Below are 22,721 nucleotides of genomic sequence, written 5' to 3' on the forward strand. Positions count from 1 at the left end.
AACATGGTAAGAGCGCAGGACATGCAAGAGTACATCGAATTTTTCCAGAGCAATATGATCCTATCACTGGCATGGGCTGGTCTGGTTGTAGCGGTTATTATGAATTTTGTTAAGGCCAGTACCGCAGGCTATAAAGAAATATCACCGGCAGAAGCTACCCATTTTATTAACCGGGAAGACGGTGTGGTGGTCGATACCCGTACAAGAGAGGAATACCGACAAGGCCACATTGCTGGTTCAGTTCACGTTTTGGCATCAGAAATCAAATCCGGCACAGTGCCAAACCTTGAAAAACATAAAGCAAACCCAATGATACTGGTATGCAATAACGGTCAGTCAGTAAAAGAGAGCGCTAATTTGCTGGCAAAAGGCGGGTTTGAAAAAGTCTATGTGCTTAAAAACGGTCTTTCTGGCTGGAGTGAAGCAAAAATGCCACTTGTGCGTGGTAAAAAGTAAACAGATGAATCAGGAAGCGACAAGGCTTCTTATATGTATAAGAAAGGATTAATCAACATGGCTGAAGCAGCACCTCAAGAAAACCAACAGAATTTTGCTATTCAACGTATCTTTTTGAAAGATGTATCTTTCGAAACTCCGAACTCTCCACAGATCTTCCAGAAAGAATGGAACCCAGACGTAAAACTGGATCTGGATACTCAGAGTCGTGAACTGGGTGAGGGAGTGTACGAAGTGGTTCTTCGTCTGACTGTGACTGTTAAAAATGCTGAAGAAACGGCATTCCTGTGCGAAGTTCAGCAAGCGGGCATCTTCACAGCCGAGCAGATGGAAGCCGGGCAATTGGCACATTGTCTGGGTGCGTTCTGCCCGAATATTCTGTTCCCGTATGCACGTGAAACGATTTCCGGCCTTGTGGTTAAAGGGACTTTCCCTCAACTGAACCTGGCTCCGGTTAACTTTGATGCTCTGTTTATGAATTACCTGCAAAATCAGGCTCAGGCAGAAGCTGCAACTCAGGCTGAATCTTAATCGCAGATTTGCCTGCAATAAAAGAATGCACAAAACGTCGGCAGAGAGTTGATGTGATGTGCATTTTTTTATTTATACTTAGTCGCAGGGATCGGTCTGTGACGCAGATTGATTGAGAATATGTGTAATGACAGTGAATTGGCCGAGAGTATGACATCTTCATCAGGTAATGAGATCTACGGTAAAGAGATCGACATGACAGTAATCGGAGCGGGATCGTATGGAACTTCGCTGGCGATTGCGCTCTCCCGAAACGGGGCGAATGTGGTTTTGTGGGGGCATGAAATTGACCACATGCAACGTCTGGAATCAGATCGTTCTAATCAGGAATTTTTACCTGGAGTTGATTTTCCACCTTCTCTGATTGTTGAATCTGAGCTAAAAAAAGCAGTACAGTCATGCCGTGATTTGCTGGTGGTCGTGCCCAGTCATGTATTTGGTATCGTACTGGAAAGTCTGCAACCTTTTCTGCAGGAAGACAGCCGTATCTGCTGGGCAACTAAGGGGCTGGAACCGGAAACAGGACGTTTGCTGAAAGACGTGGCTGAAGATATTCTGGGGCGGGAGCGTTCATTGGCGGTATTGTCCGGGCCAACCTTTGCCAGAGAGTTGGCCGTTGGTATGCCGACCGCCATTTCTGTTGCCTCACCGGATTCGGACTTTGTACATGATTTGCAGGAAAAAATTCATTGCAGTAAGAGTTTCCGGGTATACGCTAATAGTGATTTTATTGGTATGCAGCTTGGCGGTGCGGTGAAAAATGTCATTGCAATCGGAGCCGGAATGTCAGATGGCATTGGTTTCGGTGCTAATGCAAGAACTGCGTTGATCACCCGGGGACTAGCAGAAATGTCTCGTCTAGGTATTGCTCTTGGAGCACAACCTGAAACCTTTATGGGGATGGCGACGCTGGGGGATCTTGTGTTGACCTGCACGGATAATCAGTCCCGTAATCGTCGTTTCGGACTGGCACTGGGACAGGGAAAAGACGTTGATACTGCTCAGGAAGAAATCGGTCAGGTGGTAGAAGGCTACCGTAATACGAAAGAAGTCTGGTTGCTTGCCCGGCGTATGGAAGTAGAAATGCCGATTGTTGAACAGATATATCAGGTTCTGTATCAGGGAAAAGATGCACGGCTTGCGGCACAGGATCTGCTGGCTCGGGATAAAAAAGCTGAGGGATAGAGATAAGCGATGAAAAAATGTGCGCAGTGCAGACAGGTTGACGTCTGGAATAAAATTGTCCGGGAAGCCAGAGAACAGGCTGAGCAGGAGCCGATGCTGGCCAGTTTTTACCATGCAACCATTATCAAACACGACAGCTTGGCTGCTGCACTCAGTTATATTCTGGCAAATAAACTGAAAACGTCATCCATGCCTGCAATGGCGGTGCGTGAAGTTGTTGAAGAGGCTTACCGGTCAGATCCGGAAATTACTGAATCTGCTGCCTGCGATATTTGTGCTACGGTAAGCCGGGATCCGGCTGTCGGACTTTATTCTACCCCGTTATTGTACCTGAAAGGTTTTCATGCTCTTCAGGGATATCGGGTGGCTAACTGGCTGTGGAAGCAGGGGCGTGTTGCTCTGGCTACTTACCTGCAAAATCAGATCTCAGTTGCCTGTCAGGTGGATGCTCACCCAGCGGCGCGAATCGGTAAAGGGATCATGCTGGACCATGCTACCGGTATTGTTATCGGTGAAACGGCGGTCGTTGAAAATGATGTTTCCATTTTGCAGAATGTGACTCTGGGTGGTACAGGCAAAGAGTGTGGTGACCGTCATCCTAAGATCCGGGAAGGCGTCATGATTGGAGCTGGTGCCAAGGTGTTGGGGAACATCGAAGTTGGTGTCGGAGCAAAGATCGGTTCCGGTTCGGTTGTTTTGCAGGAAGTGCCAGCTCATACCACAGTGGCTGGTATTCCGGCGAAGATCGTCGGTCACCCCAATTCAGAAAAGCCGTCGGAAGAGATGGATCAGAACTTTAACGGCAGGAAATAATCTTGTTCCTAACCGTGATTCCGTACCTGTAGGCAAGTAGTCCGCCGCCGATGTTACCGGCGGCAATACCAATAAACAGCCCCTGTACTCCGTAAACAGAACTGCCAGCAGCTGCGAACGGTAAAGTAAAGAGAAACAGCCGCATAAAACTCCACAGAAAAGCAGTCAGAGGCTGATGCATCGCATTCAGAGCACTGACCAGTACCATGACAACCCCCTGAAATCCATAGCAGAAAGGTACAATGACCAGATAGAGCCAGATCAGTTCTCTGACGGCTGTCTCTTTACTGAACATGGCCGCGAGTGGGATGCTGAGTGGTACCATCATGATAAAAATCAGTAACTGAAATAAAATGGCAAATCGCATACAGAGAAACATACCGTTAAAGCTACGTTCCGGATTTTTTGCTCCCAGATTCTGAGCCATAAAAGGTGTTAGTGCAGATGTGAGTGAAATCATAACCAGTAGTAATAGTGACTCTACCCGCTGTGCAGCACCGTAAGCGGCTACGGCGGTAGTACCGTGTACCGATAGTAATTTCATCAGTATAGCCGCAGAAATCGGATTCATCGCTGTAGACAATCCTGCTGGTGTGCCTATCTTTATTACCTGTCCCCAGTCATGCAGTAAGGTTCGTACATCCGGTCGAGCCAGTAGTTTTTCCCGGTAATACAGAAGATACAGAGAGCCACCCAGAGCACAGAACCAGCTTATTGCACTGGCAATAGCGGCGCCACGGATGCCCAGTTCCGGAAAGGGGCCATAGCCGAAAATCAGCAGTGGGTCGAGCAGACCATTAAGCACTCCTGACAGCATCATAATTTTTGCTGGAGTTTTTGTGTCACCGGTTGCTCTGATTGCACTATTACCGGCCATAGGAATTACCAGAAGAGGCACCGCCAGAAACCAGATCTGCATATACTGCTTTATCAGAGGCAATTGCTCCGGCTGCGCCCCGATAAGCAGGAAAAAAGGTTCCAGAATAAGCAAACCGAATGCGGAGGCCAGAAGTACCAGTGTAAGAGCAAGCAGTAAACCGTGGGACGTAAAGCGTGCGGCATGTCGCTCTCTACCTTCCCCGAGCAGACGGCCGATACTAATAGATAAGCCTATCCCTATGCCCATAGTGATGCAGTTCACGCCGAACGTGACCGGAAATGTGAAACTGATGGCTGCAAGAGCCTGGGTACCAAGCAACGAAATAAAAAAGGTGTCAGCAAGGTTAAACATCAGGACAGCAACCATTCCGAAGACCGTCGGAATGGTCATCTGACGGAGAACAACGGAGATGGGCGCGGTCAGGAGACCGTGTTTATCTTGCATCTCTTTCCTTACTGAAAATGGTGGTTTTTTTTCAGCATAACGGTTTTCAGCCACTGAAAACAGCGCTGACTGAAGATATTCTGATATTGCTGAGAGATGCAGTGGGCATGTCTCTGAGTTGTACAGAAACATGCCTGAATGATGAGAGGATATTAACAGCCCGGACCACAATCCAGACAATGTTTGACCATTTCCGGACCGAGATGCAGCTTGGCATTCAGATCCCGCAGTGCGGTACGGACACCTTCTTCAATAACCGGATGATAAAAGGGCATATCCAGCATTTCGGAGATCGTCATCTTATTCTGGTGTGCCCATGCCAGCAGGTGCGCCAGATGCTCAGCATTCGGCCCCATCATTTCAGCACCAAGAAAACGTCCGGTTCCCTGTTCACCATAAACGTGTAAAAGCCCCTTATTGCGTAACATAACTCTGGACCGTCCCTGGCCTTCAAAAGAGACTTCACCCGTGGCAAAGCAGCCACAACTGCCCAGACGCTGGGTAAGCTGGCGGTAACTTTCTCCGACCATTGCAATCTGAGGGTCAGAAAATACGGCAGAAATTGATGAGCGTCGCAGACCGGCCCGGATGTCCGGGAAGCGTCCGGCATTGTCTCCTGCAATGCGTCCCTGATCGGCAGCTTCGTGCAGTAGTGGGATCTGATTGCTGGCATCTCCGGCAATAAAGATAGTTTCTACTGATGTCTGCATGGTAAAGCGATCTGCTACCGGCACTCCCCGGTCATCAAGGCTGACATCCGTTCTGTCCAGTGCCAGTTTATCGGTATTTGGCCGACGGCCGGTTGCAGCCAGAAGGTAGTCGACAATAAATATCTCAGACTTACCTGCGTGATTAATAAATCGGATTTCTACTTTATCTGTATCAATGCGCTGTATCGTTTCGATAGTTACATTTGCATCCAGATAAAACTCTTCACTGAAAGCTTTTCCGGCATAGGTCATGACATCGGGATCCGTTAACGGGCCGACCTGTCCGCCAAGGCCAAATACTTTGACATCAACCCCTAGACGGTGCAAAGCCTGACCCAGTTCAAGTCCTATCACTCCGGGACCAAAGACTGCAACGGCATCTGGCAGGTCATCCCATTCGAAAACATCATCGTTTACAACTAAGCGGTCACCCAGATCATTCCAGGCTGACGGATAAGCCGGACGGGAACCTGTGGCGATAACGATCTGTTGAGCGTGAATTTTAGTGTGATCATCTACCATCAGAGTGTGATTATCCAGAAAGTGAGCATAACCGGAAATCTTATCTTCGGCTGGAATGGCATCAACACCTTCCAGTACAAAGCCGACGAAACGGTCTCTTTCGCGTTTGACCCTGCCCATGACTTCTCGACCATTGATGATAGTCTCCCCTTGAGGATGGATGCCAAATCCAGGGGCTTTTTCAATCTGATGGACATTTTCTGCCGCGGCAATCAGTAGTTTGGAGGGCATGCAGCCTACCCGCGCACAAGTTGTACCATAAAGTCCGCCTTCAATCATTACAACACGTTGTGTATGAGATTTTGCTGCGCGGTAAGCACTTAATCCGGCTGTGCCGCCACCAATTACGGCGACATCAACATTCAGTTCTTTCATTATATTGGATCTCTTTTGCATGGTTTTCTGATGAGCAAGGTCTGTGTTTCTGATCGGTTACATGGGAATACTGGTAACCGAATCCTCTGCACCGGTATCGGTGCAGAGTCATTGTTGCCGTTGAGCCTTTATATCTGAGGGTATATATCGGTTTGTTGAGCAGGCCGTATTATTTCAGATAGGCTTCCAGCTCTTCACTGCCACCGATATGTTTGCCACCGATAAATACCTGAGGAACTGTTGTCTTTCCGGTAATTGCTCTCAGACTGACGGATGTGGCATCTTTGCCCAGAACCACTTCTTCATATTGCAGATTATTATCGATCAGGTTTTGTTTGGCTTTCGCACAGAAAGGGCAGCCCGGTTTGGTAAATACAGTGATGGATTCCTGAGTTTTGTAATCCGGAGCAATGTATTTCAGCATAGTATCTGCATCAGAGACTTCGAACGGGTCGCCTGGTTTGTTTGGTTCGATGAACATTTTCTCAACGATGCCATTTTTCACCAGCATACTGTATCGCCATGAGCGTTTGCCAAAGCCCAAATCATTTTTATCGACCAGCAACCCCATGCCGTCCGTAAATTCACCGTTACCATCCGGAATAAAGGTAATATTTTCTGCTTCTTGATCGTCTTTCCAGGCATTCATTACAAAGGTGTCGTTAACGGATACGCACAGAATATCGTCTACTCCCTGCTCTTTGAATACCGGATACAGTTCATTATAACGAGGCAGGTGACTGGAGGAACAGGTCGGAGTGAATGCCCCTGGCAGGCTGAATACGATAACGGTTTTATCTTTGAACAGTTCATCTGTAGTGATATTTACCCACTGGTCGCCCTGACGAGTCGGAAATGTAACTTGTGGTACTGCCTGGCCTTCTTTTGCTGTAAACATATTAGTTTTCCTTTGGGTTATTGTCTGTCAAATTTCAGTGTAGCAGAGTCTGTTTTGGGTATAAGGTAAAGCCTTGTATCGTTTTCTTTACCTGTTTGGTTGAACTCATTATCAGAGAAGTGATTTAATAGTTCTAATCGTTTGATACTATAGAAACAATAGTTTTTACCTATATATTGGGTGGTAAGCATGAATATCCGGGATTTTGAATATCTGGTGGCTCTGGCTGAGCACAAACATTTCCGCAAGGCAGCAGAAGCCTGTTTTGTCAGTCAGCCAACATTGAGCGGCCAGATCCGTAAACTGGAGGATGAATTGGGAACCTCGTTGCTGGAGAGGAGCAGTCGCCGGGTACTGTTTACTGAAGCCGGACTTCAGTTGGTGGAACAGGCCAGAAAAATTTTGAGTGAGATTAAGATCTTTACCGATATGGCCAGTCTGCAGGGTAAAGAGATGAGCGGCCCCTTACATATTGGTTTTATCCCTACGGTAGGGCCTTATCTGTTGCCTAAGATTATGTTTCACCTTAAAGAGCAGTTTCCCGGGCTTGAGCTGTTTTTGCATGAGGCTCAGACCGCTCAGCTTATACGTCAACTGGAAGAGGGGCGGCTGGATTGCCTGATCCTCGCTTCTGTAGCTGAAAGTGAACCTTTTATTGAGCTGGATCTGTATGATGAACCGTTAGTGGTTGCGGTACCCAGTGATCATGAATGGGCTGTAAAAGAATGTCTGGAGATGGATGCCCTGAAAGGGCAAACGGTACTTTCTCTGGGGGATGGACATTGTCTGAGAGATCAAGCTCTGGGATTCTGTTTTGCCGCTGGAGCGAAAGATGATGAGCGTTTTAAAGCCACCAGTCTGGAAACCCTGCGCAATATGGTTGCAGCTGGAAACGGTATTACTCTGATGCCGCAACTGGCTGTCCCTGAACAGAAAGTGAAAGACGGTGTCTGTTATCTTCCTGCAGAACATCCGCAACCAAGTCGGAAAATTGTATTGGTTTACCGTCCAGGATCTCCGCTGAAGAGTCGTTTTCAGGCTTTAGCTAAAGCGATCACCAGTTATCTGTAAGTGATATATGCTCAAGTACTTTGAGGTTACTTGAGCATATTGAGGTTACTTGAGCATAGCTATCCCCGCATCAGATTGTCAGGAACGGCGGTTATATTCAGAACAGAGGTTCAGCCGGGTCGGATTCATTGCTACCGGTCGAGAAAAGATCAACAGGAACGCTATCCTCAACGTACTGAATTGGTTCTGTCCCTTTAATAAAGTATTCAAACATGGTCGAATCGTCAGATTTGTGTGTCAGCAGACCGGTATTCCTGTCAATTCGAACCCGAACAATATCTGCTGGTAGTTCTTTGCGCTGGGTGGGTACACCGTCGAGCGCTACCTGCATAAAATCGACCCATGCCGGCTGAGCTGTTTTGGCTCCTGCTTCACCACCGAATATTTGTTCATCATTACTCAGGTTTGTATTACGGCTGGTTCTGCCCAGCTCCCGGGTATGGCTATCGAAGCCGACCCATGAAATAGCCACAATACCCGGCCCATAACCATTATACCAGGCATCTTTGGCATCATTGGTTGTTCCGGTTTTTCCGCCAATATCACGCCGTTTTAACTGCTGAGCCCGCCATCCGGTACCGTTCCATCCGGTACCGTTCCGCCAGTTGCCTCCTCCCCAGACATTGCTGTACATCAGTTCCCGGACCAGAAAAGCATTTTGCTCAGTGATCACTTGCGGTGCATAATGTGGTGCAGATGCTTCTTCAGTTACAGGGGTAATATCTTCTTCCTGAAAATCAAACAGATCTGGCTGTAATCCGGACAGCCCCGGTTCCTGCTGCAGGCTGCTATCGTCAATACCGCTATTATCTGCCAGCGAGCCGGATTCTGCCGGGCAGTCCATGTGACAGACAATTGTTGGGGTTGCGGTATATTCAATCTTACCGAAAGGGTCTTCTGTCCGGCTGATATAAAATGGTTCTATATAGTAACCACCATTCGCAAAGACTGAATAGCCTCGAGCCATTTGAACCGGAGTCAGGCTTCCGGCTCCCAGAGCAATGGTTTCGGAGTGAGGCAGTTTATCTTTTTCAAATCCAAACCGGGTCAGGTAGTCGATGGTGTTATCCAGACCGATTTCTCTTAGTACACGTACTGCCATCACGTTTTTTGACTGAGCCAGACCGATTCGGAGACGTGCCGGGCCGACATAGGTCGGTGGCGAGTTCTTTGGTCGCCATGCTGTTCCCTGGCTGGCGTCCCATTTATTGATGGGTGCGTCGTTAATCAGGCTGGCAAGGGTCAGTTTCTTATCCAGTGCGGCGGCGTATATAAACGGTTTTATACTGGAACCGACCTGACGCAGTGACTGAGTGGCACGATTAAATTTGTTATGCACGAAATTGAAACCGCCGACCAGAGACAATATAGCTCCGTTTTCCGGATCCATAGCGACAAAGGCTGTATTGGCATTTGGTACCTGAGCCAGTTTCCATGTGTAGCTGATTTGTGGCTCTGTTGTTTCACTGTTGTCGAGATTTTCTGTTACTGTTTTAGTCTGCGGTCTGACCCAGATCTGTTCTCCTTTTGCCAGTACTTCGATTGCCGAGTCAGGAGCCGGTCCCTGTTTCTGATCAGTAATAAAGCGACGAGCCCATTTAATTCCGTCCCATGTCAGGTCGGCATAACCGTGGTCTTTGATATATACCTGAGCGAGCTGTGGCTGCACATCTGTCACTATCGCAGGGGTAAGCTCTCCGTATGTCGGTTGGCTGCTGAGGAATTCAGCCATTTGTTCTTCACTCATACCCGGCTGATTTTCCTGCCATACAACGGATTCGGCTCCACGATATCCATGTCGTTCATCGTAGTCCAGCAGGTTTTTAACGGCTGCTTCATTGGCTGCTTTCTGCAGGCGGGAATCAATGGTTGTAAAGACTTGAGCTCCTGATGTGTAGGCTTCTTCGCCATATTTGTCGACCATCCATGCCCGAGCCATTTCAGCAACATAAGGAGCATCCAGTTCGATCTCCGCTCCGTAGCGGTTCCCCTGCAGTACTTCTGCCCGAGCCGCTGCATATTCTGTCTGAGTGATATATTTTTCATCCAGCATCCGCATCAATACGACATTTCTGCGTTTGGTTGCCCGTTCAACAGAATAAATAGGATTCATTGTAGAAGGAGCTTTAGGCAGGCCTGCTATCGTGGCAATTTCGCCCAGCGTCAGGTCCCGGACCTCTTTACCGAAATAAACCTGAGCTGCGGCTCCGACGCCATAAGAGCGGTGGCCGAGATAGATTTTATTCAGATAAAGCTCAAGAATTTCCTGTTTGCTCAACAGTTGTTCGATGTGAATTGCAATGAACATCTCTTTGATTTTGCGCATAATTTTCTTTTCATTAGATAAAAAGAAGTTACGTGCCAACTGTTGAGTAATTGTACTGGCTCCCTGCTTTGCGGAACCGGACATCGCAACAACAACCGCCGCCCGGATAATACCAATAGGGTCGATACCTTTATGATCATAAAAACGGCTGTCTTCCGTAGCAATAATCGCTTCCAGTAATTCCGGCGGGATTTCTTCTAGCGTCAGAGGAATACGCCGTTTTTCCCCAAACTGGGAAATTAGCTTGCCGTCCCGGCTAAATACCTGCATCGGAGTCTGTAGCTGTACATCTTTTAGTGTGGCGACATCTGGTAGCTCTGGCTTTACGTAATAATAAAAGCCAATGATTGTACTCACTCCCAAAATAATGCAAATCAATGAAAAGATTAGCAAATGCTTTATGAACTTCACCGGATATTCCCTGATTGATTGAGGTTGTCTTGGTATAAACCCTAGTACATTAGGACACTAATTTAGCACAGGAACAGGGGGCATTGCTTCTTAAACTCATATTCCTTTTAGGTTTACTGTCAGTTTTAAGCCTTATGGTCTGATTTTACGCGTCACTTTTTGCAGGAGCCAATTTTTTATGGGCAAATTTGTAGTTACAGGTATCGATATCGGTCACTACAGCATTAAAGCTGTAGTCTTAACGTCAGCAGATCAACATTATTCTCTGGTCACTTATAAAGAACTTCCTGTTATCGGAAGTATTTTCACCGATAACCAGACTCTGGATTATCAGAAACTTGTCAAAAAACTCCGGGAATTGAAAAAAATGTTGCCGGTATTTATCCGCAGCGCTGCGATTTCACTACCAGATAACGCCGTGATCAGTAAAACATTCAGTTTTGATGTGATTCCTGAGATAAGAGAAGAAGAGTTTATGGTTTATCAGGCTTTTTCTCAGCAATCTCATATTCCTGCCGACGAGCTATGTCTTGATTTTATTGATGTTACGGATAAAGACTCGGTACAGAAGCCCGGGAGAACATATCAGGTGTATGCCACCCGTAAATCCATGATGGAGGGGCGGGTCGCGAGTATAAAGAGGGCGGGATTCAGACCTGTACTGGCCGATATGCAGTCTCATTGTTTACAGACTGTCTGTGAATATGCCGGAGAGAAGCAAGACCGGCAGGGGAATTGGATGCTGGTGAATATCGGCTCGACGCACACTTCTTTTTGTGTCGTTTCTGCATCAGGGCAGTTGTTTTATCGTGAAATCGCATTGGATTCGATCCTTCATTCTGATTCGGACGATAATTTTTTTATTTCCGGGGAGGCAACGGATTTTCTTAATGAGCTGAGCCGAAAAATAGAGAAACATGTTCAGTTATATCACACGGTCAGTTCGCCACAGACATTGGATGGTATTTGGTTTTCAGGTAGTGGTGCCGGCTGCAATGATTTGTGCCTGCGGACAGAGAAGTTTTTAGGGATACGTTGTGAGTTATTGAATCCTCTGGAATTGGTAGACCGTGGCTTTTTTCCTCGGGGTAATGATGGTTCAGAGCTGGCTTTTTGCTGTGCAACCGGGCTGGCTATCCGGGGGATTGAATGGATGGAAGAACGTTATGGAGCATAAGGTTAATCTGCTGCCGTGGCGAGAAGAATTGAGGGAGAAGCACAGGAGGCGCTGTGTGGTTGTTCTGCTATCAGCTGTGCTTTGTGGAATGGGGATTCTGGCATTAACGGCTTATTATATTGATGATCAGATTCAGCAGCAGAAAAGTCGTCTGGATCAGCTCGGACAGTATTCAGCTGTACAGGGTGAGCGTATCCGGCTGTTATCTGTGGTCAGGGACGATCTGGGACTGATTCAGCAGAAACTGTCGTATGTTGAAGAGGTTAGGCATGCACGGAATAAAGCCACAGACGTGATGAATCAGCTTTTGCTGCTTGTTCCTCCGGGTGTGTATGCCGACAGTATCAAAATGAAAGGCTCGGAGCTGAAGATATCCGGGTTCAGTGAGAATACGGAACAGCTTGCAGAGATGCTGGATAACCTTGAACATGATCCGCTTATTACAGATGTCGGAATGCATTCTATTGTCCATGACGAAGAGCGTTTTGGACGGATGTTTCAGACATACAGTCTGTCGTTTCGTTTTACCGCCCGGCATAAGTCGGTTCCGGAGGTAAATGATGGACTGGAGTAAGTTTCAGATCAGCGATGACATTACAGAATGGCCTTTTTCTGCACAGGTAATCGTTTCCGTATTATGCACTGTGGTGATACTTCTGGCCGGTAGCTGGTTCTATTTGTGGCCGGAATCCGGGCGGCTGGCTGATTATCGTCAGCAGGAAGTCAGTCTGCAGGCCGCTATTCAGAATAGAGCCGGACAGCTTTCCGTATTACCTCTGCTTCAGACCCGTCTGGATGCATTGCATGGACGTTATGCTTCTCTTTTGCAGCAGCTTCCGAAGCAAAAGGAACTGGCAGATATTCTGGCAGCGGTGAACAGAGCGGGTGTGGATCACCAACTGACTTTTATCCGTATTGGCTGGGGTGAGAGGCAACGGCAGGCATATTTCTACCGTCTACCCCTGAATATAGAGCTGAGTGGGCACTATGATGATGTCGGTCATTTTTTTGCTGCAATTGCCCGGCTTCCGCAGATTATCAGTGTTGATGATGTGGAGTGGCAGAGAAGCGGCAAGGAAAGTGACAGGCTGTCTGTCAGGATCCTGGCTTATATCTATCAGTCTGAGCAAGAAATCAGTCCAAACCAGAACCAGGAATAAATCATGAAACAGAATAAGTGGTTAGAAGCCCTCGTTTTCTGTGGGCTGTCGGGATGTCAGGCGTACGATACACCCCTGGATCGGTTTATTCTTCAGGTGGAACAGCAAACAGCTGTCTTGTCCGATGAGCCGGTGCAGCCGAAGCCGTTTGTCGCCATTACTTATATGCCGCAGGGGGGGCGTTCTCCATTTATGCTGCCTTACAGAACGATGCCTCAGCTACCAGCAGATACCGGAGCAGCCTGCTGGCAGCCGGAAGGTTTTGAGTCTGTCGAACCGCTTGAGCATATTGCGCTGGATAGCCTGCAGTTTAAAGGTGTGATGGGGCCGCATAATGCACTTTCCGGGCTGATACAGACTCCTGATGGTTTTTTACATAAGGTTAGCCCGGGTCAGTATATTGGCCTTAATCATGGGCGGATAGACAGGGTGTTCTCTGATGCACTTCTCATACAGGAAGCCTTGCCTGATGGAAATGGTTGCTGGGTACCACACCATAGCAGGCTGATACTGAAAGAAAACAGAAATGGGGATAAGTGATATGAAATCAGATGTGTGTCTGTGTTGCAGACAATTCCGGCTGATGGCGCTCCTGCTTTTGGTGCTTTTGATGTGTCAGCCAGCTCATAGTACGGAAGCCCGAAGTAAGCCGATTTCCGTCAATTTTCAGGATGTATCGGTACGCCATGTCTTACAAGTGATTGCTGAGGATAATCAGTTTAATCTGGTGATGTCGGATGCGGTGAGCGGTAATCTGACCTTACGGCTGGATAACGTTCCATGGCCGCAGGTATTGGACAGTATTCTGCAAGTTAAAGGGCTGGAAAAACGGATGGATGGTGACATTATTCTTGTTGCTCCTGTGGAAGAATTGGATCTTAGGGAAAAACGGGTACAGGAAAGACGCCGTGCAGAAGAAGAGCAGAAAGGACTGCTCTCAAAAGTCATTCAGGTAAATTATGCCGATGCGGAAGATATTGCTGCGATGCTGAGTGGTAAAGGTGGAAGCGGTATGTTGTCTGAACGAGGTAGTGTCATGGTCGACAAACGTACTAATTCCTTGCTGATACGGGAGTGGCCGGATAAATTGCACATCATCCGGGAACTGATTCAGTCTTTAGATGTACCGGTAAAACAGGTGCAGATTGAAGCACGGATCGTGACCATCAGTGAAGATAATATGGATGAACTGGGTGTCCGCTGGGGATTCAGTTCTCAGCATGGTTCTTTCGGGATCGGCGGTTCGGTTGAAAGCAATCTTGCGGCATCAGGTCGTTACCCGGGGAGCGGGAACGTCGGGCTGTCCGTCGCAGGTGAGACCGTCAATGTTATCGATATTGGTCAGTTTCTGAACGTGAATCTGGGGGTAACGTCCGGCAATGCATCTGGCATTGCTTTCCAGGTAGCCCGGCTGGGATCAGATACGTTACTGGATTTAGAGCTTTCGGCATTGCAGGCTGAATCCAAGGCTGAAATTATCTCCAGTCCCCGTTTAATCACCACTAATAAGAAACCGGCTTATATTGAACAGGGCACTGAGATTCCGTATCTTGAAGCTTCCTCCAGCGGGGCGACATCTGTATCATTTAAAAAAGCGGTGCTCAGTCTGGAAGTGACACCGCAAATTACGCCGGATAACCGTCTGGTACTGGATCTGAGTGTGACTCAGGACAGACCGGGGCAGATAGTTAAGGCCGGAGAGGGTGAAGCGGTTGCGATTCAGACACAGCGAATAGGGACACAGGTACTGGTTAATAATGGTGAGACGATTGTGCTCGGGGGGATCTATCAGAATACTCTGGCAAACCGTATTGATAAGGTTCCTCTGCTGGGTGACCTGCCTTTGTTGGGGCGATTATTCCGACGAACTTATGAGAAATTGGGTAAGAGTGAGCTTCTTATTTTTGTCACACCCAAGGTCGTTCAGCAGCAGAGCTGAAAATAAAGTTGCAATAGTGGCACCATATCACGATAATTTCGGGTCTTATCACGAATTATCTGTGAGGAATTGGTGTCACAAATTTATCTGGTGAATAAATGCCGGAACTGTTTTGTGGCGATGTCATTGAATTAACGTTGTAAATCTTAATGCTAAATATGGCTGATAAACGTAATATTTTCTTAGTGGGACCAATGGGTGCTGGTAAAAGCACGATTGGCCGACACCTTGCACAACAACTGCACATGGAATTTGTCGATTCCGATACGGTTATTGAAGAACGTACCGGTGCTGATATTGCCTGGGTATTTGATGTTGAAGGTGAAGAAGGCTTCCGTAAGCGCGAAGAAGCTGTCATTAATGAACTGACTGAACAGCAGGGTATTGTTCTGGCAACCGGTGGCGGCTCGGTTAAGAGTAAAGAAAACCGTAACCGACTTTCTGCTCGTGGTGTGGTTGTCTATCTGGAAACGACGATCGAGAAACAGTTGGCTCGTACCAACCGCGATAAGAAGCGTCCGCTTCTGCAAACGGATGATCCTCGTGAGGTGTTGGAAAATCTGGCATCGGAACGTAATACTCTGTATGAAGAAGTTGCTGATTATACGGTGCGTACCGATGATCAAAGTGCGAAAGTGGTCGCTAATCAAATTGTAAAAATGCTGGAAGATCACTAAGTTCAAACTAGCGGAGAGTTAACCATGGAACGGATCACTGTTGAACTTGGTGAGCGTAGCTATCCAATTACTATCGGCGCTGGATTATTTAATGATCCGGCGTGTTTTTCTTTCTTATCCCCGAACAAAAAAGTGGTGGTGATCAGTAACGTAACGGTTGCTCCGCTTTACGCCGAAAAAATCTCTGCCCTGATTACTCAAGCGGGCTGTGAGGTCTCCGTTCTTGAGTTGCCGGATGGTGAGCAGCATAAGAATCTGACTGAATTTGAAAAGATCATGAGCTACCTGATTGAAGGCAGTTATAGTCGTGATGTTACTTTAGTCGCTCTGGGGGGAGGGGTTATCGGTGATTTGGTCGGATTTGCGGCGGCATGTTATCAGCGTGGTATCGATTTTATTCAGGTACCGACAACATTGCTTTCTCAGGTGGATTCTTCTGTCGGAGGGAAGACGGCGGTAAATCATCCTCTGGGTAAGAATATGATAGGGGCATTTTACCAGCCTAAATCTGTAATTATTGATACGGACTGTCTGGGTACGCTTCCCGAACGGGAGTTTGCATCAGGTATGGCGGAAGTCATTAAATACGGCATTATCTATGATTATGATTTCTTTGTCTGGCTGGAAGAGCATATGGAGCAGCTGTATGCACTGGATCAGCAGGCACTTGCTTATGCGATAGCTCGTTGTTGCAGTATTAAGGCCGAAGTGGTGGCTCAGGATGAAAAAGAGTCAGGAATTCGTGCATTACTGAACCTTGGTCATACTTTTGGTCATGCGATTGAAGCAGAACTAGGGTATGGTAATTGGTTGCATGGCGAAGCTGTTTCAGCAGGTACAGCAATGGCAGCACGGACTGCGCAACGACAAGGGCTGATCGATGATGTTCAGGCGGAACGTATGATTGCTGTACTGCAGAAAGCTCGTTTGCCTGTACATACGCCTGCTAATATGTCTTTTGATGATTTTATGCCGCATATGATGCGGGATAAAAAAGTGTTATCCGGTAAACTTCGACTGGTACTTCCCAGCAGTATAGGTTCTGCTGATGTGGTAGCAGAGGTTCCGGGAGAACATATCCGTCAGGCTATTGAAGCCTGCCGTCGGTAATATGGGACGGCACTGAAAATAAACCCTATTTGCTGAGGCAAATTGTCAATAGGATTCCCGAATGAGTTTGGCGCATGAGTTACGTGTTCTGGATATCGAATCACAGGTAGAGTTGCTGGATCGTCTGCAACTTCTGACCCGTTTTGGTTCCAATCTGATCAATATCTCCGGTGTCAAAGGTTCGGGAAAGTCCTGGATAGCCCAGCGTTATCTTGAAGCCCGTTCTCAGGATAAAAATCAGTCTCTGCTGATGTGCCATCCTAATCAGAGTGATAAACAGAAGCGGGCCATACTGCTGAATCAGATAGTTTCGGCTCCTCTGTTTAATGAGGAAGATCCTGTTAGTGAAAGTTTTGCTTATCTGGTACAGGACAGAAGCTGTGATGTTGTGGTTGTGGTGGATGATGCTCATCTGCTGAGTGAAACCCTGCTGGCGGAGCTCTGGACTCTGGTTCTGGAAGCACAGACCAATCCTCTCTGGAATATCAATATTCTTCTCTTTACTACTGGTGATGTTCTTGAGCCGGTATTGACCCGGCTCAGTTACGGACAGGAACTAAAGCCCATTTCTCTGGAAATCGAACCGCTGAGAGAGAAAGAAGCTGAAACTTTCTGTGAACTGCTGGTGATCAAATATGCGACGGATGCCGGACTTAAAAAGAAAATCCGTCAGGCGATGAAAAAAACGCCTCCTCTGCCGGGAGCGTTAATGGCCTTGGGAGAAAGTAAGATGGAAAGAAAAATTATTATTCGTTCAATCATAGGTTCACCGGGGATTATCGCGGCTTTTTCCATTTTGTTACTTCTGCTGGTGGCCGGGGGATATTTCTGGTTCTTTAATCAGCCAGTTCCTGAAGTTGTGACAGAAGAATCTGTCACGACAGCAGTGACCGATACGGCGGAGCCAACAGTATTACCGGTGGCCGCGGATACGTCTTCTCCTGCAGAGGAACAGCCAGACCCGGCGGTGGTAGAGGATGATGCTATATCACTTCCTCCGGAGATTCAGGAGAGCATAGAAAGTGTCGGTAAAGCAGATGATGGCCAGCGGGTCGTCGTTCCGGCACAGGTTGTTGATGCTTTGCTGGAAGGCAGTACTGATGTTGATACCCGTGTCATTGATGATGTGGTCAGTGATGTCCGACAACAAGCCGATATGCCTACTGACATTATGGAAGGACAGGGTGAGCCAGTTGAAGCTGCTGAGCAGTCTGCAGAAGTACTTCCTCCTCCGGTGATCACTTTCTCCTTTGCTAAGGATGAGCTCAGAGCCATTCCGGCCAGTCACTATACGTTGCAACTAGCCGCTTTGTTATCGCTGGAAGAGGTAGAGTCATTTATCACGGAGCATCAGATACAGGACAAGGTTCAGGTTTATCCGACTGTCCGTAATGATATTGAGTGGTTTATTGTTACATCCGGAGACTTTTCTTCTATTCAGGCGGCCAGAGATGCCCGCCTTCAGCTTCCGGAAAGTATTCAGGTTCTGGAGCCATGGGCAAAATCCATGCGGCAGGTACACAGCGAAATGGCACTGGCAAATTAACGCTGAGGTCAGTGGAAAAATATGTTACATTCCGCCCCCTTATTTTTGTGCAGTTAGTAGCGCGTGGACAGACAGTAAGAGCAGTAAATGAAAAAGCAGCGTGCCTTCTTAAAATGGGCTGGTGGTAAATACGGATTGGTTGAAGATATTCAGCGTCATCTGCCGCCTGCAAAAAGGCTGATAGAACCATTCGCCGGAGCCGGATCGGTTTTTCTTAATACGGATTACGAAGAGTATCTGCTTGCCGATATCAATCAGGATCTGATTAATCTGTATAACCTGCTGAAAGCAGAACCGGATAAATATATCCACGAAGCACGACGTTTGTTTCAGCCGGATTGTAACCGCAAAGAGTTTTATCTGGACATGCGTGCCCAGTTCAATGCGACCAATGATGTCTGGTTCCGTTCTCTTGCATTTTTGTATATGAACCGTTTTGGCTTTAATGGCTTATGCCGCTATAACAAAAAGGGTGGTTTTAACGTGCCTTTCGGTTCTTACAAAAAACCCTATTTTCCGGAACAGGAGATGCTGGCATTCGCAGAAAAGGCACAGAAGGCCACATTTGTCTGTGAAAGTTATATCGATACTTTTGCCCGTGCTGATAACGACAGTGTTATTTACTGCGATCCGCCTTATGCGCCTTTATCGAATACAGCTAATTTTACTTCTTATGCTACCAGTGGTTTTACACTGGATGATCAGGCCAATCTGGCTGAAATTGCAGAAAATATTTCCTGCCAGAAGGGGATCCCTGTTCTTATATCTAATCATGATACCTTACTGACCCGGCGCCTTTACCATGGAGCTAATCTGAATGTGGTCAGAGTGAAGCGTACCATCAGCCGTAACGGAGCTGGACGCAATAAAGTCGATGAGCTTCTGGCTCTTTTCAGCCATCAGGCTGAATCCGTCTGAAGGGCAGGATTTTTCGGTAAATCTCTGCTACTGGCAATCAGGGAATTAGGGTAAAATACGGGCGAATTTCGTCCGTATTATTATTTTGTGTAATTATTCCTGAGGTCAGGTATGAAAGATTTTCTTATTGCTCCATCCATTTTATCTGCTGATTTTGCCCGTCTTGGTAACGATGTGGAAAAAGTGCTGCAAGCCGGTGCAGATATCATCCACTTTGATGTGATGGATAACCATTTTGTACCTAACCTTTCTTTTGGTGCCCCTATTTGCAAGGCATTGCGTGATTATGGCATTACGGCACCGATTGATGTACATCTGATGGTTAAGCCGGTTGATCGCATTATTCCTGATTTTGCTAAAGCCGGAGCCAGCATTATTACTGTTCATGCTGATGCCACTGATCATCTGGACCGCAGCCTGCAACTGATCAAAGAATGCGGTTGTGAGGCGGGTGTTGTACTAAACCCGGCAACGCCACTGCACCACCTTGATTACATCATGGATAAACTGGACATGATCCTGCTTATGTCGGTTAACCCGGGCTTTGGCGGTCAGTCTTTTATCCCTTCATCTCTGAACAAACTACGTGATATTCGTCAGCGTATCGAAGCCTCAGGCCGCGATATCCGTCTTGAGGTTGACGGCGGCGTGAAGGTAGACAATATCCGTGAAATCGCTGAAGCTGGTGCTGATGTCTTTGTCGCAGGGTCTGCTATTTTCGGTCAGCCGGACTATAAAGTCGTGATTGACGAAATGCGCGCTGAGCTGGCAAAAGTACAGCAATAAGACCGACACTTTTCCTCTCCCTGATGAGAGAGGATGATTGATTATGGAAGAATAATGTCGCTGGAAAAAATTAAACTGATCGCATTCGACCTGGATGGTACGCTGCTGGACAGTGTGCCGGATTTAGCTCTGGCGGTGGATCAGTCAGTACAGGCTCTGGGTTATGATCCCGTGAGTGAAGATCAGGTTCGTGAGTGGGTTGGGAATGGTGCCGATATACTGCTGGGCAGAGCGCTGAGCAGGAGTCTCACGGTTGACCCGGCTATTGATCCGGAAGTACAGAAAAAGGCTCGTGAGCTATTTAATAAGTTTTATGCCGAATGTGGTCATGCCCTGAGCAATCTGTACCCTACGGTAAAGGAAACGCTGGATAAGCTCTATAGTGCTGGTTATAAGCTGGCGGTTGTTACTAATAAGCCGGGGACATTTGTGCCGGAGATTCTGCAACAACATCACTTGTCTGATTTGTTTGTGGATGTGATTGGCGGAGAAGACTTTCCGCTGCGTAAGCCTGATCCTATGGCACTGAACTGGCTGTTGGATAAGCATGGTTTATCTGCAGAAGAGATGCTGATGGTCGGCGACTCTAAAAACGATGTGCTGGCGGCTAAAAACGCCTGTTGTCCCTCTTTTGCCTTAACCTATGGTTACAATCACGGTGAGCCCATCGAAAACTCTGAGCCGGACTATATCGCAGATGAAATGGCGGAACTGTTGACTCTGCTAACTGCGTAAAGGTAAAAGAATTTCAGTTTTATGGCTGGAAAAATACTCGCTAACGAGTACACTGCTTGGGTTGTCTTTCAGACACCTGCGTATTCTTTTTTCAAATATTATTCTAAAGAAGTAAGGAAATCATAATCATGAGCAAACCTATTGTATTAAGTGGCGTACAGCCATCAGGTGAACTAAGTATCGGTAACTACTTAGGTGCTCTTCGTCAGTGGCATCAAATGCAGGACGATTATGATTGCCATTACTGTATTGTTGATCTTCATGCTATTACGGTCCGTCAGGATCCAAAAGCCTTGTATGAAGCAACGCTGGATGCGCTGTCGGTCTGTCTGGCTGTCGGAGTGACCCCGGAGAAAAGTACCCTGTTTGTTCAGTCTCATGTACCAGAGCATGCGCAGCTGGGCTGGGTACTGAACTGCTACACTCAGATGGGTGAACTGAACCGTATGACTCAGTTCAAAGATAAAGCTCAACGTTATGCGAACGATATCAACGTTGGCCTATACGATTATCCGGTGCTGATGGCGGCCGATATTCTGGCTTATCAGGCTGAGCAGGTACCGGTTGGCAGTGATCAGAAGCAGCATCTTGAGCTGGCTCGTGATATCGCACTGCGTTTTAACAATCTGTATGGCGAAACTTTTGTGGTACCTGAACCGTATATTCCACAGGTGAATGCCCGTGTAATGAGCCTGCAGGATGCTACGAAGAAGATGTCTAAGTCAGATGATAACCGCAAGAATGTGATTACCATTCTGGAAGATCCTAAGTCGATTACCAAGAAAATTAAGAGTGCAGTAACAGACCCGGAAGATCCACCTCGTGTTATTTATGATGTGGAGAACAAGCCTGGTATCGCTAACCTGATGGGGCTGATGCATGCCGCGACCGGTCAGAGTTTTGCTGAAATCGAGAAAGAGTTTGAAGGCAAAATGTACGGCCACTTTAAAGTGGCTGTCGCTGAGGCTGTGGTCGCTATGCTGGAACCTGTACAGGCAGAATATAAGCGTATTCGTGCTGATCGTGCATATCTGGATTCAGTGATGAAGAATGGTGCCGAGAAAGCTTCAACACAAGCGGAAGAAACACTCAAGAGAGTCTACAAAGCTGTAGGTTTTGTTGCACGCCCGTAATGTAAATACGACAGAATCAGACGGATTAAGGCCGGCAGTTATTATACTGCTGGCCTTATTTTTTACTTGCCTTTCTCGGACGGTATTGGAAGAATGCCATCCAACGTCTTCTGGTTTAACTGCCATATCTGCAGGAAGTTCAATGTTGCTTATTATCGACAACTACGACTCTTTCACCTACAACTTGTACCAGTATTTCTGTGAACTGGGCGCTGAGGTGAAAGTGGTACGCAATGACGAGATTGACATCCCGGGTATTGAAGCATTGAAGCCGACTCATTTGGTTATTTCACCGGGGCCCTGTACACCGAATGAAGCCGGCATTTCTCTGGATGTAATCAGGCACTTTGCGGGTAAGCTTCCGATTCTTGGTGTCTGTTTGGGACATCAGGCTATTGCTCAGGTTTTTGGCGGTGAGGTTGTGCGTGCCCGCGAGGTCATGCATGGTAAAACGTCGTTAATTACCCATACAGGTAAGAGTGTATTTCATGCATTGAATAATCCTCTGACGGTGACCCGATATCATTCTCTGGTGGTGAAAGCTGACTCTTTGCCTGATTGTTTTGAAGTCACTGCCTGGACCACCCTGGCTAATGGTGAGATGGACGAGATCATGGGCTATCAGCATAAGACATTGCCTATTGAAGCGGTGCAGTTTCATCCTGAATCGATAAAAACAGAACAGGGGCATGCACTTTTGGCGAATTTTCTGCAAAGAAGCCGTGTGTAGTTTCTGTCCGTTTCCCATCTGCCAGTGATCACTTTTCCAGATATTTTTCTGTTCGATACTGATTAATAAATATGAATTTTTTTTCATATTTTGTTTTTTTTATCTGGTAGTATTGCTTTTGTTTGCGTTTTTATGTCTTATTAGTGAATAAATAGTCATTGGTGGCTATTGGGTTCAATAGAACCGTT

22 protein-coding genes are annotated in these 22,721 nt (G+C 47.1%); 18 read left to right on the top strand and 4 right to left on the bottom strand.

The window, feature by feature from the left end:
* The first annotated feature begins 21 nt into the window (after window positions 1–21).
* The 4 genes from CSW98_RS15440 (at window position 22) to cysE (ending at window position 2,985) form a co-directional block, all read left to right on the top strand.
* Entirely contained in the window at window positions 22–456 is a 435-nt protein-coding gene (locus CSW98_RS15440) for a rhodanese-like domain-containing protein (RefSeq protein ID WP_100801377.1), read from the top strand.
* A 57-nt stretch (window positions 457–513) separates the two neighbouring features.
* Window positions 514–987: a protein-export chaperone SecB gene (gene secB, locus CSW98_RS15445; protein ID WP_100801480.1), complete on the top strand. Its 474-nt coding sequence runs from the start codon at window positions 514–516 to the stop codon at window positions 985–987.
* Window positions 988–1,137: 150 nt separating this feature from the next.
* Window positions 1,138–2,172: an NAD(P)H-dependent glycerol-3-phosphate dehydrogenase gene (gpsA, locus tag CSW98_RS15450; RefSeq protein WP_100801481.1), complete on the top strand. Its 1,035-nt coding sequence runs from the start codon at window positions 1,138–1,140 to the stop codon at window positions 2,170–2,172.
* Window positions 2,173–2,181: 9 nt separating this feature from the next.
* Window positions 2,182–2,985, top strand: a complete 804-nt coding sequence (gene cysE, locus CSW98_RS15455; RefSeq protein ID WP_100801378.1) for a serine O-acetyltransferase — start codon at window positions 2,182–2,184, stop codon at window positions 2,983–2,985.
* On the opposite strand, the gene CSW98_RS15460 is transcribed toward cysE, so the two are convergent.
* From CSW98_RS15460 to CSW98_RS15470, 3 genes are all read right to left on the bottom strand, one after another.
* Window positions 2,969–4,309 carry an MATE family efflux transporter gene (locus tag CSW98_RS15460; protein WP_100801482.1) on the bottom strand — a complete coding sequence of 447 codons (1,341 nt, stop codon included), beginning with the start codon at window positions 4,307–4,309 and terminating at the stop codon, window positions 2,969–2,971. The genes cysE and CSW98_RS15460 overlap by 17 nt on opposite strands.
* Window positions 4,310–4,461: 152 nt before the next feature.
* Entirely contained in the window at window positions 4,462–5,916 is a 1,455-nt protein-coding gene (locus CSW98_RS15465; RefSeq protein WP_100801379.1) for a dihydrolipoyl dehydrogenase, read from the bottom strand.
* 169 nt (window positions 5,917–6,085) lie between these two features.
* Window positions 6,086–6,814, bottom strand: a complete 729-nt coding sequence (locus CSW98_RS15470; RefSeq protein ID WP_100801380.1) for a glutathione peroxidase — start codon at window positions 6,812–6,814, stop codon at window positions 6,086–6,088.
* Window positions 6,815–7,003: 189 nt separating this feature from the next.
* On the opposite strand from CSW98_RS15470, the gene oxyR reads away from it, so the two are divergent.
* Window positions 7,004–7,885: a DNA-binding transcriptional regulator OxyR gene (gene oxyR / locus CSW98_RS15475; RefSeq protein ID WP_100801381.1), complete on the top strand. Its 882-nt coding sequence runs from the start codon at window positions 7,004–7,006 to the stop codon at window positions 7,883–7,885.
* 97 nt (window positions 7,886–7,982) lie between these two features.
* Here oxyR and CSW98_RS15480 read toward each other — a convergent pair whose 3' ends face one another.
* Window positions 7,983–10,622, bottom strand: coding sequence for a penicillin-binding protein 1A (locus CSW98_RS15480; RefSeq protein WP_100801382.1), 2,640 nt, complete (start codon window positions 10,620–10,622; stop codon window positions 7,983–7,985).
* A gap of 178 nt (window positions 10,623–10,800) precedes the next feature.
* On the opposite strand from CSW98_RS15480, the gene pilM reads away from it, so the two are divergent.
* The 13 genes from pilM (at window position 10,801) to CSW98_RS15545 (ending at window position 22,533) form a co-directional block, all read left to right on the top strand.
* A complete protein-coding gene (gene pilM / locus CSW98_RS15485) occupies window positions 10,801–11,799 on the top strand; it encodes a type IV pilus assembly protein PilM (protein ID WP_100801383.1) in 999 nt (332 codons plus the stop codon).
* Entirely contained in the window at window positions 11,789–12,373 is a 585-nt protein-coding gene (locus tag CSW98_RS15490; protein ID WP_157810398.1) for a PilN domain-containing protein, read from the top strand. Before pilM ends, CSW98_RS15490 begins: the two co-directional genes overlap by 11 nt.
* Window positions 12,360–12,959, top strand: coding sequence for a type IV pilus inner membrane component PilO (locus tag CSW98_RS15495; RefSeq protein WP_198517350.1), 600 nt, complete (start codon window positions 12,360–12,362; stop codon window positions 12,957–12,959). Before CSW98_RS15490 ends, CSW98_RS15495 begins: the two co-directional genes overlap by 14 nt.
* Before the next feature lie 3 nt (window positions 12,960–12,962).
* Entirely contained in the window at window positions 12,963–13,499 is a 537-nt protein-coding gene (locus tag CSW98_RS15500; protein WP_100801386.1) for a pilus assembly protein PilP, read from the top strand.
* Between the two features lie 43 nt (window positions 13,500–13,542).
* Entirely contained in the window at window positions 13,543–14,898 is a 1,356-nt protein-coding gene (locus tag CSW98_RS15505) for a type IV pilus secretin PilQ (RefSeq protein WP_443083669.1), read from the top strand.
* Between the two features lie 158 nt (window positions 14,899–15,056).
* On the top strand, window positions 15,057–15,575 hold the full coding sequence (gene aroK, locus CSW98_RS15510; RefSeq protein WP_100801483.1) for a shikimate kinase AroK: 519 nt from the start codon (window positions 15,057–15,059) through the stop codon (window positions 15,573–15,575).
* 24 nt (window positions 15,576–15,599) lie between these two features.
* Window positions 15,600–16,685: a 3-dehydroquinate synthase gene (gene aroB / locus CSW98_RS15515; RefSeq protein WP_100801388.1), complete on the top strand. Its 1,086-nt coding sequence runs from the start codon at window positions 15,600–15,602 to the stop codon at window positions 16,683–16,685.
* Between the two features lie 61 nt (window positions 16,686–16,746).
* Window positions 16,747–18,231, top strand: a complete 1,485-nt coding sequence (locus CSW98_RS15520) for an SPOR domain-containing protein (RefSeq protein WP_100801389.1) — start codon at window positions 16,747–16,749, stop codon at window positions 18,229–18,231.
* An 87-nt stretch (window positions 18,232–18,318) separates the two neighbouring features.
* Window positions 18,319–19,149 (top strand): Dam family site-specific DNA-(adenine-N6)-methyltransferase, encoded by an 831-nt coding sequence (locus tag CSW98_RS15525; RefSeq protein ID WP_100801390.1) that lies wholly within the window; start codon window positions 18,319–18,321, stop codon window positions 19,147–19,149.
* Window positions 19,150–19,260: 111 nt separating this feature from the next.
* Entirely contained in the window at window positions 19,261–19,935 is a 675-nt protein-coding gene (gene rpe, locus CSW98_RS15530; protein WP_100801391.1) for a ribulose-phosphate 3-epimerase, read from the top strand.
* A 54-nt stretch (window positions 19,936–19,989) separates the two neighbouring features.
* Window positions 19,990–20,670, top strand: coding sequence for a phosphoglycolate phosphatase (locus CSW98_RS15535; protein WP_100801392.1), 681 nt, complete (start codon window positions 19,990–19,992; stop codon window positions 20,668–20,670).
* Between the two features lie 128 nt (window positions 20,671–20,798).
* Window positions 20,799–21,803, top strand: a complete 1,005-nt coding sequence (gene trpS, locus CSW98_RS15540) for a tryptophan--tRNA ligase (protein WP_100801393.1) — start codon at window positions 20,799–20,801, stop codon at window positions 21,801–21,803.
* 142 nt (window positions 21,804–21,945) lie between these two features.
* Window positions 21,946–22,533 (top strand): aminodeoxychorismate/anthranilate synthase component II, encoded by a 588-nt coding sequence (locus tag CSW98_RS15545; protein WP_100801394.1) that lies wholly within the window; start codon window positions 21,946–21,948, stop codon window positions 22,531–22,533.
* Window positions 22,534–22,721 lie beyond the last annotated feature (188 nt).

It is taken from the genome of Vibrio sp. HA2012, from assembly GCF_002812955.1.
Classification (GTDB): Bacteria; Pseudomonadota; Gammaproteobacteria; order Enterobacterales; family Vibrionaceae; genus Vibrio.